The sequence below is a fragment of the Streptomyces sp. NPDC007157 genome (genome assembly GCF_040634235.1).
Taxonomy (GTDB): domain Bacteria; phylum Actinomycetota; class Actinomycetes; order Streptomycetales; family Streptomycetaceae; genus Streptomyces.
Genome location: NZ_JBEYFE010000046.1, coordinates 13,719 through 28,880 on the forward strand (window position 1 = coordinate 13,719; position 15,162 = coordinate 28,880).

The 15,162-nt window shown below is 72.7% G+C and carries 8 protein-coding genes; 2 read left to right on the forward strand and 6 right to left on the reverse strand.

What is annotated here, in order from left to right; all coding sequences use genetic code 11:
• The first annotated feature begins 2 nt into the window (after nt 1-2).
• A complete protein-coding gene (gene glpK / locus ABZ642_RS44285; RefSeq protein WP_360496746.1) occupies nt 3-1,520 on the forward strand; it encodes a glycerol kinase GlpK in 1,518 nt (505 codons plus the stop codon).
• Nucleotides 1,521-1,582: 62 nt separating this feature from the next.
• Here glpK and ABZ642_RS44290 read toward each other — a convergent pair whose 3' ends face one another.
• The 5 genes from ABZ642_RS44290 to ABZ642_RS44310 are packed head-to-tail and all read right to left on the reverse strand — an operon-like array spanning nt 1,583 to nt 9,523.
• On the reverse strand, nt 1,583-2,188 hold the full coding sequence (locus ABZ642_RS44290) for an ATP/GTP-binding protein (protein WP_360496749.1): 606 nt from the start codon (nt 2,186-2,188) through the stop codon (nt 1,583-1,585).
• The gene (locus ABZ642_RS44295) at nt 2,169-5,828 is read right to left on the reverse strand and encodes a hydantoinase B/oxoprolinase family protein (RefSeq protein ID WP_360496752.1); all 3,660 of its coding nucleotides are present in this window, start codon (nt 5,826-5,828) and stop codon (nt 2,169-2,171) included. Before ABZ642_RS44295 ends, ABZ642_RS44290 begins: the two co-directional genes overlap by 20 nt.
• 24 nt (nt 5,829-5,852) lie before the next feature.
• Nucleotides 5,853-6,248 carry a DUF742 domain-containing protein gene (locus ABZ642_RS44300; RefSeq protein ID WP_360496755.1) on the reverse strand — a complete coding sequence of 132 codons (396 nt, stop codon included), beginning with the start codon at nt 6,246-6,248 and terminating at the stop codon, nt 5,853-5,855.
• A gap of 9 nt (nt 6,249-6,257) precedes the next feature.
• Nucleotides 6,258-6,692, reverse strand: coding sequence for a roadblock/LC7 domain-containing protein (locus ABZ642_RS44305; RefSeq protein WP_360496758.1), 435 nt, complete (start codon nt 6,690-6,692; stop codon nt 6,258-6,260).
• Nucleotides 6,689-9,523, reverse strand: coding sequence for a nitrate- and nitrite sensing domain-containing protein (locus ABZ642_RS44310; RefSeq protein WP_360496761.1), 2,835 nt, complete (start codon nt 9,521-9,523; stop codon nt 6,689-6,691). Before ABZ642_RS44310 ends, ABZ642_RS44305 begins: the two co-directional genes overlap by 4 nt.
• A 436-nt stretch (nt 9,524-9,959) precedes the next feature.
• On the opposite strand from ABZ642_RS44310, the gene ABZ642_RS44315 reads away from it, so the two are divergent.
• On the forward strand, nt 9,960-10,508 hold the full coding sequence (locus ABZ642_RS44315; RefSeq protein ID WP_360496764.1) for a hypothetical protein: 549 nt from the start codon (nt 9,960-9,962) through the stop codon (nt 10,506-10,508).
• Nucleotides 10,509-10,561: 53 nt separating this feature from the next.
• On the opposite strand, the gene ABZ642_RS44320 is transcribed toward ABZ642_RS44315, so the two are convergent.
• Nucleotides 10,562-15,157 (reverse strand): hypothetical protein, encoded by a 4,596-nt coding sequence (locus tag ABZ642_RS44320; RefSeq protein WP_360496767.1) that lies wholly within the window; start codon nt 15,155-15,157, stop codon nt 10,562-10,564.
• Between the last annotated feature and the right edge of the window lie 5 nt (nt 15,158-15,162).

The following is a 15,162-nucleotide window of genomic DNA, read 5'->3' on the forward strand; positions in this document are numbered from 1 at the left end:
CCATGACGGACACCGCCGAGAGGTACGTCGCCGCAATCGACCAGGGCACCACGTCGAGCCGCTGCATCATCTTCGACCACGGCGGCGCGATCGTCGCCGTCGACCAGCGCGAGCACCGCCAGATCTTCCCCAAGCCGGGCTGGGTGGAGCACGACGCCACCGAGATCTGGTCCAAGGTGCAGGCCGTGGTCGCCGGGGCGCTCGCCAACGCCGGGCTGCGCGCCGACCAGCTGAGCGCGCTCGGCATCACCAACCAGCGCGAGACGACGGTCCTGTGGGACCGCGCCACCGGCAAGCCCGTGCACAACGCGATCGTCTGGCAGGACACCCGCACCGCCGCCCTGTGCGGCGAACTCGGCGGCAGCGACGGCCAGGACCGGTTCCGCGACCAGACCGGACTGCCCCTGGCCAGCTATTTCTCCGGGCCGAAGGCGGCCTGGCTGCTGGACAACGTGCCCGGGCTCCGGGACCGGGCCGAGCGCGGTGAGATCGCCTTCGGGACCATCGACTCCTGGCTGATCTGGAACCTCACCGGCGGCATCGACGGCGGCCGGCACGTCACCGACGTCACCAACGCCGGGCGGACCATGCTGATGAACCTGGAGACCCTCCAGTGGGACGTCTCCATCCTGTCCGCGATGAACATCCCCGCGGCGATCCTGCCCGAGATCAGGTCCTCCGCCGAGGTGTACGGCACCGCCGTCGGCCAGCTCGCCGGGGTGCCGGTGGCGTCCGCGCTGGGCGACCAGCAGGCGGCCGTCTTCGGGCAGGCCTGCTACGACGTCGGCACGGCGAAGAACACCTACGGGACGGGCAGCTTCCTGCTGCTCAACACCGGTGACCGGCCGGTGCCGTCCAAGAACGGGCTGCTGACGACCATGGGCTACAAGATCGGCGACGAGGCGCCGGTGTACTGCCTGGAGGGGTCGATCGCCATCACGGGCGCGCTCGTCCAGTGGTTCCGGGACCAGCTCGGCATCATCCGCACCGCCGACGAGATCGAGACCCTGGCCGCGAGCGTCGACGACAACGGCGGCGCCTACATCGTGCCCGCCTTCTCCGGCCTGTTCGCGCCCTATTGGCGCGGGGACGCGCGCGGGGTCGTCACCGGCCTCACCCGGTACGTCACGAAGGCACATCTCGCGCGCGCGGTCCTGGAGGCGACCAGCTGGCAGACGCGGGAGGTCGTGGACGCCATGTACCAGGACTCCGGGGTGCAGATCACGACCCTGAAGGTGGACGGCGGCATGACGAAGAACAACCTCCTGATGCAGCACCAGGCCGACGTCCTCGGGGTGCCGGTGATCCGGCCCCGGGTCTCCGAGACGACCTGCCTGGGCGCCGCCTACGCGGCCGGCCTCGCGACCGGTGTGTGGAACGACCTCGACGAGCTCAAGTCGCACTGGCAGAAGGACGTCGAGTGGACGCCGGCCATGGAGGCGTCGGTGCGCGACAGGGAGTACGCGAACTGGCGCAAGGCCGTGGAGAAGAGCTTCGGCTGGCTGGAGGACGGCGAGTAGCCGCCCGCCCCGGGACCACGGCCCGTACCCCGGTCGGCGGGGGTACGGGCCGTGCCGGCGCGTCAGGTGGTGACGGTCTGGCGGCGGCCCGCCGCGTACGCCATCGCGTGCCGGACAACGCCGATGAGCACCTCCTTGACCGATTCGCGGTCCCGGGCGTCGCACAGCAGGACCGGCACGTCCGCGTCGAGGTCGAGTGCCTTGCGGATGTCCTCGGCCGGGTAACGGTCCGCGCCCTCGAAGCAGTTGACGCCGACCAGGAACGGTATGGAGCGCCGCTCGAAGTAGTCGACGGCGGCGAAACAGTCCTCCAGGCGGCGCGTGTCGGCGATCACGACAGCGCCCAGCGCGCCCTCGGACAGCTCGTCCCACATGAACCAGAACCGCTCCTGCCCGGGCGTGCCGAACAGGTACAGCACCAGGTCCTCGCGCAGGGTGATCCGGCCGAAGTCCATGGCGACGGTGGTGGTGTGCTTGCCCTCGACGCCGTTGGTGTCGTCGACCGGACGCCCGGCCTCGGTGAGCACCTCCTCGGTGCGCAGCGGCCTGATCTCGCTCACCGCGCCGACCAGCGTCGTCTTGCCCACGCCGAAGCCGCCGGCCACGAGGATCTTGAGCGTGACGGGCTCGACCGGGGGCTTGCCGCGCTCAGATCGCCCGAAGATCATCGATCTCTTCTCCTGCTTGATGGGGGTCGGGTGACGGGCTTCCGTATCCGCCGCCACCTGGGGTTTCGATGACTAGTACGTCGTCGACGGCGACGTCCGCGCTGCCGCTGCCGCCGAGTTCGGTGACCGTGCCGTCGGCCCGCTCCACCCGGTTGGCGCCGAGCGCGCCGGGCGCGCCGCCCGCCATGCCGTACGGCGGGACGCGCCGGTGCTGGGAGAGGGTGGAGACGGTCATGGGTTCGAGGAAGCGGATGCGGCGCACCGCTCCGTCCCCGCCGTGCCAGCGGCCCGCGCCGCCGCTGCCCTGCCGTACCGCGAACTCGTCGAGGCGGACCGGCAGTCGCCACTCCAGGACTTCCGGATCGGTGAGCCGGGAGTTGGTCATGTGGGTCTGTACGACGCTGGCGCCGGGGAAGCCGTCGCCGGCTCCGGACCCGGAGGCGACGGTCTCGTAGTACTGGTGGCGCTCGTTGCCGAAGGTGACGTTGTTCATGGTGCCGGAGCCCTCGGCCTGGACGCCTAGCGCCGCGTAGAGGGCTCCGGTGATGGCCTGGGAGGTCTCGACGTTGCCCGCGACCACGGCGGCCGGTGGCTCCGGGGCGAGCATCGATCCGGGCGGTACGACGATGTCCAGCGGGCGCAGGCAACCGTCGTTGAGCGGGATGTCGTCGGCGACCAGGGTGCGGAAGACGTACAGCACGGCCGCGTTGACGACGGCGAACGGGGCGTTGAAGTTGGTGTCCAGCTGCGCCGAGGTGCCGGTGAAGTCGACGGTCGCGCGCCGGTTGTCGCGGTCCACGCGCACGCGTACCCGGATCACGGCGCCGGAGTCGGTCTCGTAGGCGTACGCGCCGTCGTCCAGGGCGTCGATGACGCGGCGGACCGCTTCCTCCGCGTTGTCCTGGACGTGCCGCATATAGGCCTGGACGACGTCGAGGCCGAACTCCTCGATCATGCGGCCGACTTCGTCGACGCCCTTGCGGTTGGCGGCGATCTGGGCGCGCAGGTCGGCGAGGTTGGTGCGAATGTTGCGGGAGGGGTAGCGGACCTCGGCGAGCAGCCGGTGGGTCTCGGCCTCGCGGAACCGGCCGTTCTCGGCGAGCAGCCAGTTGTCGAATAGGACGCCCTCTTCGTCGATGGTGCGGCTGTCGGCGGGCATCGAGCCGGGCGCGATGCCGCCGATCTCGGCGTGGTGGCCGCGGGAGGCGACGTGGAAGAGGATCTCCGGGGCACTTCCGGGGTCACCCTCCGTGTCCGCCGCGCCGCCGGTGCCGCCGGTGCCGAAGACCGGGGTGATCACGGTGACGTCGGGGAGATGCGTGCCGCCGTGGTACGGGTCGTTGACGGCGTAGGTGTCGCCGGGGCGCATCGAGGTGCCACGACGGCGGATCACCTCTTTCACGCACGTCCCCATGGAGCCCAGGTGGACGGGGATGTGCGGGGCGTTGGCCACCAGGTTCCCGTCCGGGTCGAACAGGGCGCAGGAGAAGTCCAGGCGCTCCTTGATGTTGACGGACTGGGCCGTCGACTCCAGCCGGGCGCCCATCTGTTCGGCGATCGACATGAAGAGGTTGTTGAAGACCTCGAGCAGAACCGGATCCGCTTGCGTGTCGAGATCGGAACTCCGCGTAACCACCGCGCGTTCCATGACCAGATGCCCGTAGTCCGTCGCCGCGGCCCGCCAGCCGTCGTCGACGACGGTCGTGGCGCCGGCTTCGGTGATGATCGCCGGGCCGGTGACGGACTCGCCGGGGGGAAGGGCCTCGCGGCGGTGCAGGGGTACGTCGCGCCAGGCGCCGCCGGTGTGGAGGCGGACGGCTTCCGGGGCGGCGGGACTGCCTTCGTACGGGGCGAGGACGGAGAGATCGGGGGGTCGGGTGATGCCGGTGGCTTCCACGGAGAGGGCTTCGACGACGACCGGGCGGTCGAGCGTGAAGGAGTACGTGGCGCGATGACGTTCTTCGAAGGCGTGTTTCATCGTGTCGGGCTCGGTGAGCTCGACGGTGAGGGTGGTGTCGGTGCCGTCGTAGCGGAGCTGGGCGCGGCGGGTGACTTCGATGCGGTCCTCCGGGACGTCCTCGGCGAGGAGTTCGGAGCGGGCCGCGGCCGCCAGGTCGTCGGCGGTCTTGAGGACGCCGGGCATGGCGGCGGGCTCCAGGGGAGCCTCGACGGACTGTTCGCGCATGGCGGTGGTGTCGGCGAGGCCGATGCCGAGCGCGGACAGGAGACCCGCCATGGGCGGCACCAGGACGGTGCGGATGCCGAGCGAGTCGGCGACCATGCACGCGTGCTGGCCGCCGGCCCCGCCGAAGGTGGTGAGGGCGTAGCGGGTGACGTCGTGGCCCTTCTGGACGGAGATCCGCTTCACGGCGTTGGCGATGTTGGCCACGGCGATGCTCAGGTAGCCCTCGGCGACCTGTTCCGGGGTCCGGTCGTCGCCGGTCTGTTCGCGGATCTCGCGCGCGAGGCCGGTGAAGCGGTCGCGGACGAGGCCGGCGTCGAGGGGCTGGTCGCCGTCGGGTCCGAACACACGGGGGAAACGGGCGGGCTGGACCCGGCCGAGCATGACGTTGGCGTCGGTCACCGTGAGCGGGCCGCCGCCCCGGTAGCAGGCCGGGCCGGGGTCGGCGCCGGCCGAGTCGGGGCCGACGCGGTAGCGGGAGCCGTCGAAGTGCAGCACCGAGCCGCCGCCCGCGGCGACGGTGTGGATGTCCAGCATGGGAGCGCGCAGCCGCACGCCCGCGATCTGGGTGGTGAAGACCCGTTCGTACTCGCCGGCGAAGTGCGAGACGTCAGTGGAGGTTCCCCCCATGTCGAAGCCGATGACCCGGTCGAAGCCGGCGAGCTGCGACATCCGGGCCATGCCGACGATCCCTCCGGCCGGCCCGGAGAGGATGGCGTCCTTGCCGCGGAACTGCCCGGCCTCGGCGAGGCCGCCGTTGGACTGCATGAACATCAGCCGGACGCCTTCGAGTTCGTCGGCGACCCGGCGGACGTAGCGGCGCAGTACGGGCGACAGGTAGGCGTCGACGACGGCGGTGTCGCCGCGCGGGACGAGCTTCATCAGCGGGCTGACCTCGCTGGACAGCGAGATCTGCGGGAAACCGGTGCGGGCGGCCAGCTCGCCGATCGCCTGCTCGTGGGCGGGATGGAGATGGCTGTGCATACAGACGACGGCAACGGCGCGGATCCCCTCGTCGTACGCCTCCTGGAGCGGCCCCGCCAGGGCGTCCAGGTCGGGGGCGCGCAGGACGGTGCCGTCGGCCGCGATGCGCTCGTCGGCCTCGACGACCCGTTCGTACAGCAGCTCGGGCAGGTCGATGCGGCGGGCGAAGATGCGGGGGCGGTTCTGGTAGCCGATGCGCAGGGCGTCGCGGAAGCCGCGCGTGATGACGAGCAGGGTGCGCTCGCCCTTGCGTTCCAGCAGTGCGTTGGTGGCGACCGTGGTGCCCATACGGACGGCGTCGACCTGGTCGCCGGAGCCTTCGAGCAGCTCACGCACGCCTGCCACCGCGGCGTCGGCGTACCGCGCGGGGTTGTCGGAGAGCAGTTTGTGGGTGAGCAGCCGGCCGTCCGGGCGCCGCGCGACGACGTCGGTGAACGTACCGCCGCGGTCGACCCAGAACTGCCAGCCTGTCACGTCACTACTCCGCATCCGCGCCGGTCACAGCGCCCGGAGGCCGTTGATCACGTCGCGCAGAATACTCTCGTCCACCAGCTCGGCCGGTGGGACCGGGCGGTTGACATGGACGAGTTCACCGTCGACGAGGTCACCGATGAGGACCCGGACCACTCCGACGGGCAGATCGAGTCCGGAGGCCAGCTCGGCGACCGACTGCGGGGTGTCACGGCACAGCTCGACGATGTCCACGTGCTCCGGGGACAGCATCCGGTCGTCCTCCGGGTCGTCCGCGTGATCCTCCGTGACGACCACCGCGATCAGATCGAGGCGGTGCTGGGCCGCACTGGTGGTGCGGCCCCGCGTCATGGCGTACGGACGCACGACCGGTCCGGCCTCGTCGTCGAACCAGTGACTTCTTCCCTGACCGTCTCCGCTCATGTCATCCCACTACCCGCCTGAGGGCAGATCGGTGCGCGGTGCGGCCACCAGATGTGCGCCGACCCGCTTGACCAGGAGTGTCATCTCGTACGCGACCTGGCCGACGTCGGAGTCGGCGTCGGAGAGGACGGCCAGGCAGCTGCCGTCGCCGGCCGCCGTGACGAACAGGAAGGCGTCGTCGAGTTCGACGACGGTCTGCCGGACGCTGCCCGCCTCGAAGTGGCGGCCCACGCCCTTGGCGAGGCTGTGGAAGCCGGAGGCCACGGCCGCCAGGTGCTCGCCGTCCTCTCTGGTGAGGTCCTTGGAGACACCGGTGGCCAGGCCGTCGCCGGAGAGCACGACGGCCTTGCGGATGCTGGCGACCCGGTCGACCAGGTCGTCCAGGAGCCAGTTCAGCTCGCCCTTGTTCGTCGCCGTGTGGCCGGTCGCCTTCGGATCGGTCATCGACCGTCCCCCTTAGTCGTTCCTTGTGCTGTGCCGTCCCCGGACCCGTCGCCCGCGGTGTTCTCCGCCCGGCCGCGCTGCCAGCCGCGCTGGAGCGAGGCCATGCGGCTGCGGACCTCGTCGGCGTCGCGCTCGACGGGTTCCGGCTCGTGCCCGGCGGGTCGGGCGGGTTCCTGTCGCAGCTGTGGGGCCAGGTTGGCCTGCCGTACCCGCCGGGGCAGCGGCCGGGTGCCGGGTGCGGCCTCCGGGGGTGTGCTGCCGAGGGGCGGGACGGAGTCGTCGGTGCCGCTGCCGGAGGTCATCGCGGAGCGGCGGGTGCGCCGGGGCAGCGCCGGGGGCCCGGAGGGTTCGGCCGGGCCGCCCGCCGCGGGCGCCGTGCGCGGTTCGTCGCGGTCGGCCGGGCCGCCGGTGCGCTGCGGGGACGGCTCGGCGCGGCGGCGGGAGGGCAGCGGGGCGAGTCCGCCCGGTTCGGGCCGGCCCGCGTCCGCCGGGTCCCGGTCGTCCGGTCCGGTGCGGCGGGAGCGCTGCTCGGTGACGGGCCTGCCGTGCGAGCTGACCAGCTTGGGCGTACTGCGTCGGGGCAGTGGCACCGGGCCGCCGGGCCGCTCGTCGCGGAAGCCGTCCGCGGTGTCCGGGGCGGGCTGACGCAGCTCACTCACGACGGGCTCGCTGTCGTCGTCGGCGCGGGCGAGGGAGCGGCGGGGGCGGAACAGACCGCCGCGCTCGCTGTCCTCCTCGGTGAGGGCGCCCGGGAAGTCGTCCAGCGCGTCCAGGTCGACGGGTGCCTCCAGCTCGACCGGTCCGCCCAGGAGCGCGGTGGGCAGCCCGGGGTGTTGCGCCGACACCTGGGTGAGGGTGGTGGCGCGGCTCTCCTCGGGTCCGTTCTCCGAGGCGGTCCGGAGGCGGTCGAGGCGGAAGCCGACCCCGTTGGTGTCGGAGATGTCCTCGGTCAGCAGCACGTCGGGGATGAAGACGACGGCGGTGGTGCCTCCGTAAGGGGACGGCTGGAGGGAGACGCGGACGTTCTGGCGCTGGGCGAGGCGGCTGACCACGAACAGGCCGAGCCGGTCGGTGTCGGAGAGCTCGAACTCGGGGGTCTCGGCGAGCCGCAGGTTGGCGTCGAGGAGCGCCTCGGCCGCCATGCCGAGACCCCGGTCGTGGATCTCCAGGGTGAAGCCGTTGGCGACCCGCTCGCCGAGCACCTGGACGGCGGTGTGCGGCGGCGAGAACACCGTGGAGTTCTCGAGGAGTTCGGCCACCAGGTGGGTGAGGTCGGCGACGGCGGGGCCGGTGACGGCGACCCGTGGCAGCCGGCGGACCTCGATGCGCTCGTAGTCCTCGACCTCGGCCACGGCGGCACGCACCACGTCCATCAGCTGGACGGGGCGGCGCCACTGCCGCGAGGGGGCGGCGCCGGAGAGGATCACCAGGCCCTCGGCGTGCCGGCGCATGCGGGTGGTGAGGTGGTCGAGGCGGAAGAGGTCGGCGAGTTCGTCGGTGTCCTCGGTCCTGCGTTCCATGGTGTCGAGCAGCGTGAGCTGCTTGTGCAGCAGTACCTGGCTGCGGCGGGCGAGGTTGACGAAGACCTCGGCGACACCGGAGCGCAGTTCGGCCTGCTTGACGGCGGCTTCCACGGCGGCGCGCTGCAGGGTGTTGAGGGCCTGGCCGACTTCGCCGATCTCGTTCTTGTCGTACTCCAGGCGCGGGACCTCGGTCTCCACGTCGACCTGTTCGCCCGCGGACAGCCGGCGCATCACGCTCGGCAGCCGGACCCCGGAGGCCTCGTGCGCCTCCTGGCGCAGCAGCCGCAGGTCGCGGATGAGGCTGCGGCCGACCCGGACCGACACGACCAGCGAGAAGAGCACGGCGACCAGGCCGAGGACGCCGACCACGGCCGCCTGGACGATCACGCTGACGCCGACCGGCCGGATGCGGTCCTGGTAGCGGTCACCGACCTGGTCGTCGAGGGTGCGCAGTTCGTCGAGCACATTGCCGGCGGCGGTGTCCCAGCTCTTGGCGCCGACGTCGTTCGGCACACCGGTTCCGGCGGCGATCACGGACTGTTCCGCGGTCCGCAGCGGGGCGGTGGTGGCGTTCTTCCAGAAGCGGTCGAAGCGGTCGCGTTCCGACGACGGCAGCAGCGGCAGGCTGATGTCGTACAGGAGGGTGCGCTGGGCGACGAGGTCGGAGATCTCCCGGGTCTCGGCGCGGGAGATCTTCCCGACCACGAGGGCGGAGCCGAGCAGGGCGTCCTCGCGGGAGAGGAGTTCGCGGGCGCGGGTGATGTTGATGAGCGCGCGGGCCTGCTTGTCCATCTCGACGTCGTCGATCCCGCCGAGGGAGGCGAGCAGCGTGTAACAGGGGTCGACCACGCGGTTGTAGAGGTCGAGGGCCTGGGCGCGGCTGACGGTGCCCTGTTCGACGCTGTGGCGCAGGGCGTCGATGCCCTCGAACGCGTCGAGCACGGCGGTGAGGCGTTCGGCGTCGTCGGCGCTCATACCGTCGCGGGCGCTCTGCTTCCGGGTGTTCTTACGCAGTTCGGCCACGGCGCTGTCGGTGGCGACGCGGGTGCGGTGCAGAGCGGCGAGCGCGTCGGCGGCGCGCGGGTCGGCGAGATAGACGAGGGTCTGCCGGCGTTCCTGCTGGAGGACCCGGGCGGTGTCCTCGGTGGGGTAGCCGATCTCCTCGACGATGTTCGACACCTGGAACAGCTGGGTGACCTCGCGCCCCGTGAGCACGGCCGCGAAGCCCCAGACGGCCGTCAGGGACACCAGCGGCACGAGAAGCAGCGCCACGATCTTCCGGCGGATCGACTTCCCGCGAAAGCGCATGGCCTCCCCCAGCTCGACCCCCGCCGGCCGGGGGTACACATGTACGTCAACAAACGGCGCGAGCCTACTACCGCCACATGGATAACTCGAAGACGCGTCCGGACGACGAACTTCCGCCTCGATGCCGACACATGGGGAACGGACAGGGAGAGATGTCCGGGCATTGCGGGAGATTGCCACCGCGATCGCGCCGACTTCGCGCGTCTCGGGGCGGGAACGACACGAAGGATCAGTTGGCCGGAAATTTTCACTGGTGGGGAATCATCGGGCGAGTTCGTTCGTCCTTGTTGATGGGCGATGGGTGCGAAATCGGCCACAGGAGCCGTATCTCGCATCCGGGCGGCGTAAAACAGCGCAAGCCGGGCAGCCACTGGGGAGCCGGGGTCGTCGGACACCGGTACGAGGGGGTCTGTCGGCGGTGGGGAGTGACACCTTGATGGGGACGGCTCAGCGGCGCTTGGCGCCCGAGGACGGCACGGCGGCACGCTCGGCGGTGCGTCCGGTGCCCGAGGTGCCGGACGGTGGCCTTTCGCCACGCGGCGGCGACGAGGAGCTCTCCGCGGCGCGGTCACGCACGCAACAGCAGGCACAGTACCGGCCGTTGTGGGTCGAGGAGCCCGCCAAGCGGTACCGGATGCCGGATCCGGTGCGTACCTCGGCGGTGCGGGCGCTGATCATCATCGCCGTCACACTGATCCAGGCCATGGTGGCGTTCTTCTGCACGATGGCGGAGTCCTGGCTGGCGTTCCCGATGGTGATCAGCAGCGTGGCGAGCACGGTGCTGGCCACCTGGGGCGCGGTGGACGTCCTGGTGACCCGTCAGGTGTGGAACCAGCGCAACGGCGTGATCTCGGAGCCGAGCAGCACGGCGCGCTCGCTCCGCCGCGAGCGACGCGCGGCCCGGCGGCGGCAGCGGGCCGCCGAGCGCGAACAGGAGCGGACACGGCGGCGCGGTGGCAACACCGGGCAGCTGTCCCACCCCTGAGACCGGCACCGCCGTCGGAGGACGGGCTTCAGTTTGACGGCCTCTTGAACACCTCAGGCCGACGGCCTCTTGAACATGCGGGTCGCCGTGATCTCGCTGTGCCCGACCTCCCCCGCCTGTGGCTGCTGCGGCAACCCGGGGCGCAGGTGCTCCTCCACGCTGATGTACTTCAGCCCGGCCCGGAGGTCGGCGTCGTTCCGCAACCGGATGACCAGCGGGAACTCGGCCAGCGCGGTGGTGTCGAACAGTCCGGTGGTGTAGAGCAGTTGCACGCCCAACGCGTCCGACACGGCTCGCTGCAGCTCCAACAGATAGGTCGCGTTGGCCCGCCCGATGGGGTTGTCGAGGAACAGCGTCCCGGCGTGCCGGTGTTTGTCGCGCCCGCGGTCGTTGGACCTGAGTGCGGCCATGGTGCAGTACAGGGCGATGGCCGCGGTGAGCAACTGCCCACCGGAGAACACGTCCCCCATCTGTCCCACCGGCACCCGTTCCGCGCGCAGCACGGCGTCCGGCTTGAGGATCTCGACGGCGACCCCCTTCGGCTGCAGGGCCGCCCCGACCCCCCTCAGCAACAGGGACATTCCGTCCCGCCGCAGGTCGGAGTTCTTCTTCACGGCGGCCCGGGTCGCCTCGTCGACGACCTCGCCGAGCCGCTCGGTGAGCGTGGCCTGGTCGGGTTCCTCGAAGCGGATCCGGAGGAACTCCTGCCCGGACCACTCGCCGAGCCCCTCGGGCAGCCGGGACAGCCGCTGGGCGGACCGCAGGGTGGCGAGGGCCGACTCGACGAGCCCGCGCAGCCGGTCCACGATCGAATCGCGGTTGCGCTCCAGCTGGGCCAACTCGTCGGTCAGCACCCGCAGTCGGGGCGCGAAGGCGTCCGCCCACTTCTGGGCGTGCTCGGGCAGCGCGGAGGCGGGCAGTTCACGGATCTGCTGCCGTGCGGGCGTCCGGACCGCTTCGTACCGCGTGGAGTTGGCGTGCCGCACGAGCACATCGCTCGCCTCGCGCACGGCTGACTCGGCGGCGGAGAGATCACCGGCGCAGCCGCGCAGCGACCGGCGGGCCTCGGCGGCGGACTGCCGGGCCTCCTCCAGGGTGCCGGGGTAGGGCTCGGGCTCCTCCTGCTCCTCCTCGGTGACGTGTTCGCGCAGCAGGTCGCGGAGCATGGCGGCGATCTCGTCGAAGCCGCCGGCCGCGTCCTCGGCCGCGCGGTGGGCGTCCAGCAGTTCGGCGTGTGCCTCGCGGGCCTGGGTCAGGGCCTCGGTGCGGGTGGCGAGTTCGGCGGTCGCGGTGCGCAGCAGGGCCTGCGCGTGCTCGGCGTCGCGCGGCTGGAGCTCCTCGGGCAGCTCGGTGTGCACCTCGCCGTCCTCGGGGGCGTGCCGTTCGGCCTCGCCCCGCAGCCGTCCGAGCTGCTCGCTCGCGGTGGACATCCGGGTCTCCAGGAGCTGCACCAGCTCCTCCGCGCGGGCGGCGGCGGCCTGCCGGGACGGCCCGTCGGAGCCGTCGGGCGACTGCAGCAGCTGCTCCGCGCGGGTGCGGACCTTGTTGGTCAGCCGTTCCAGCTCCGTCAGCGCGGCGCTCTCGTCGCTCTCCGAACGGGCCTGCTCGGCACGGAGGTCGGCGCCGACGCCGACCTTCTCGTACACCTGTGAGGCGGCCCGGTAGGCCTCCCGGAGGGCGGGCAGCGAGGACTTGGGCGCGTCCTCGTCGGCCTCCGGTACGTCGTCGGGGGCGCCGGCGATCTCGGCGCGCTCGGCGCGCAGCGCGCGGGCGGTGCGGCGGGCGTCGTCGGCGGCCCGCTGGGCGCCGCGCCGGTCCTCGTCGGCGACGCGGGCGCGCTCCAGGCAGGACTGGGCGCGGGCCTCCGACTCGGTGGCCTCGTCGGCGAGTTCCCGTAGTTTGACCTGCCAGCCGGCCCGTTCGCGCAGCCGGAACGCGAGGCCGGCGAGAGCGTCGGCGGCGCGCCGGGCCTTCTGCGCGGCCTCCTGCCGTTCGTCGCGCACCTGGGCGGTCTCCGCGGCCGCCTCCTCGGTCTCGGCCCGCACCGTCCGTGCCTCGGCCAGTTCGGCCTCCGACTCCTCCGCGAACGCGCGGGCCTCCCGTGCGGCCTGGGCCAGTTCCACGAGCCGTCCGGCCGGGCAGCCGGTGCGCCAGGAGGCGAGCCGCGCGGTCAGCTCGCGGTCCTTGCCGAGCCTGGCGGCGAGGCCGCGGATCTCCTCGTCCCGCTCGGTGGCCCGTGCGCGCAGCGCCTGCCGCTCCTCGTCGGCGGCGTGCTCGTCGTGCATGGCCGGGTTCGGCGGTACGAGGAACACGTCGCCCGGGGTGGCGCCGGTGGCCGGGGTGGGCGCGAGCAGGGCGGCGGCCGTGCCGACGGCGACGGCGGAGCGCGGCAGCAGGGCGGCCTCGCCGAGCGTCTCGCGGGCCCGCGCGTGGGTGTCCGGGTCGGTGATGATGACGCCGTCGACGAGTTCGGGGCGGGCGGCGAGCACACGCGCGTGGTCCGCCGGGTCGACCGCCTGGGCGAGATAGCGCCAGCCGGGCAGCGCCGGGATGCCGTGCTCGCCGAGGTACTCGACGGTGGCCAGGACGTCGGGACCGGGCGGGAGCAGCCCGCCGTCGCCGAGGGCGCCGAGGATCCGGGAGTCGTCGGCGGCCGCGGTGCGCAGTTCGAACAGATGCCGTTCGGCGGAGCCGACGGCGTCGTCGAGCAACTCGCGCAACTCGTCGGCGAACCGGTCGAGTTCCTCGGCGCCGAGCGTCTCGTCGGCGCTCTCGCCCCGGGGCCGGGGAATGGTCGTACGGGAACCGGTGAGGCCCAGCAGCTCGGTGAGCCGTTCCTCCGCCGCCAGGGCCTCTGCCAGGCGTTTCTCGGCGTCGTAGCTCCGCTCGGCGGCCGTCGCGGCGTCTGCCGCGCGGGCGGCGGTCAGCTCGGCGCGGGACTCGGCGGAGGCCGCCTCGCGCGCGTGCTCGGATGCCTTGCGGGAGGCCTCGCGCGCGGTGTCCCAGGCGGCCACGGCCGTCTTCTCGGCGTCGCTGGCCGCGAGGGCGGCGCGGGCCGGGTCGGCGTCCGGGGCACTGTCGTCGAGCCAGCCCGCGCGGACGGCTTCGGCGGTCTCCTGCTCGACCTCGCTGAGGCGCTGGCGCAGATGCCCGACCTCGCTGCGGGCACGCTGTGCCTCGGTGGCGGCGGAGGTCGAGTCCCGGTGGGCGCGGTCGCTGACCTCCTGGAGGGCGGCGGACCGCTCCTCCTCCTCGTTGGCGAGGTGCTCCGCGCTACCGGCGGCCGCGTGCAGGGCCCGTACGAGTTCGACGGCGGCCTTGGCGCGGGCGGCGAGCGCGGGGGCCGCGTCCCGCTCGGCCTCCTGGATGACGGCGGCCACGCGCGCGACGCGGTCGGCGGCGGCGCGGTGGCGCAGCACGGCCTCGGCGGCCTGCCAGGCCGAGTGCAGGGTGCGGGCCTCGGCCAGCTCGCGCTTCTGCGCGGCGGCGGACTTCTCACCGGCGGCCAGTGCCAGCGAGGCGTGCCGGTAGGCGAGTTCGGCGGCGACCAGGGCGCTGCGCTCGCGGGCGCCCTCGGAGTGCGTGACGGCGTACGCCGCGGCCGTGACGCGCTGGGCGAGGTCGGCGGCGCGCGTCCGCTCCTGCACGCCCCGCCCGGACAACCGGCGCGCGAGCGTGCGGGTACGGCGCTCGGCGCCGGCGTGGATGTCACGCGCGCGTGCCCGCGCCTCGGCCGCCTCGACGATCCGCCCCAGCAGATCCACCGACCCGGCGGTGAAGTCCCGTTCGGCGATCAGCTCGGCGCGCCGCCCCAGCTTGTTGCCGAAGCCGCCGACCAGGTCGGCGAGCCCGTCGGTGTCCCGGGTGTCGGTCACGGCTCGCAGCAGCAGGTCGGTGAAGTCGGAGTCCTTCTTGACCGCGAAGAGGCCGGCGGCCTCGCCCTCGTCGGCGTTCATCTCCCGCTGGTAGCGGAAGAGCTCGGGGTCGAGGCCGAGGTCGCCGAGGTGCTCGATCCAGCGGTCGTGGATCTCCTCCCAGTGCACCTCCAGATGCGGGTACGCCTTGCCCGCCTCGGTGAGGGCGTCCCGGAAGCCCTTCATGGTGCGCCGCCGCCCCTGCGCCCCGGAGACGCCCTCCACGGGCGGTCGTACGGCGGTGGACTCGGCGACCGGCAGATTGTCCAGGGAGAGTCCGGGCCCGGGGCGGAACGAGTACCAGGCCTCGGCGAACTTCCGGGGATCGTTGGAGACCTGTCGTCCCCGCCACTCGCTCACCTTGCCGACGACCACGCACTCGCCGGTGAGCGTGTGCTGCCACTCCAGGGCGACGTGCCCGCAGTCGTCGGCGAGCAGGAACTTGCGCAGCACGCCGGAGCTGGCGCCGCCGAGGGTGTTGCGGTGGCCCGGCAGCATCACCGAGAAGATCAGCTTGAGCAGCACCGACTTGCCGCCGCCGTTCTCCAGGAAGAGCACGCCGGCGGGCGCGGGGCGGCGCGGCGGGCCGACCGGCTCCTCCTCGAAGAACTCCGCCTGGGTGGGGGCCGGGTCGGGCACGGGCCGGCCGACGCCCCGCAGGTCCAGCACGGTGTCGGCGTAGCGCGCACCGGCGGGCCCGATGGAGTAGAGGCGGACCCGGGACAGCTCGTACATGGCGG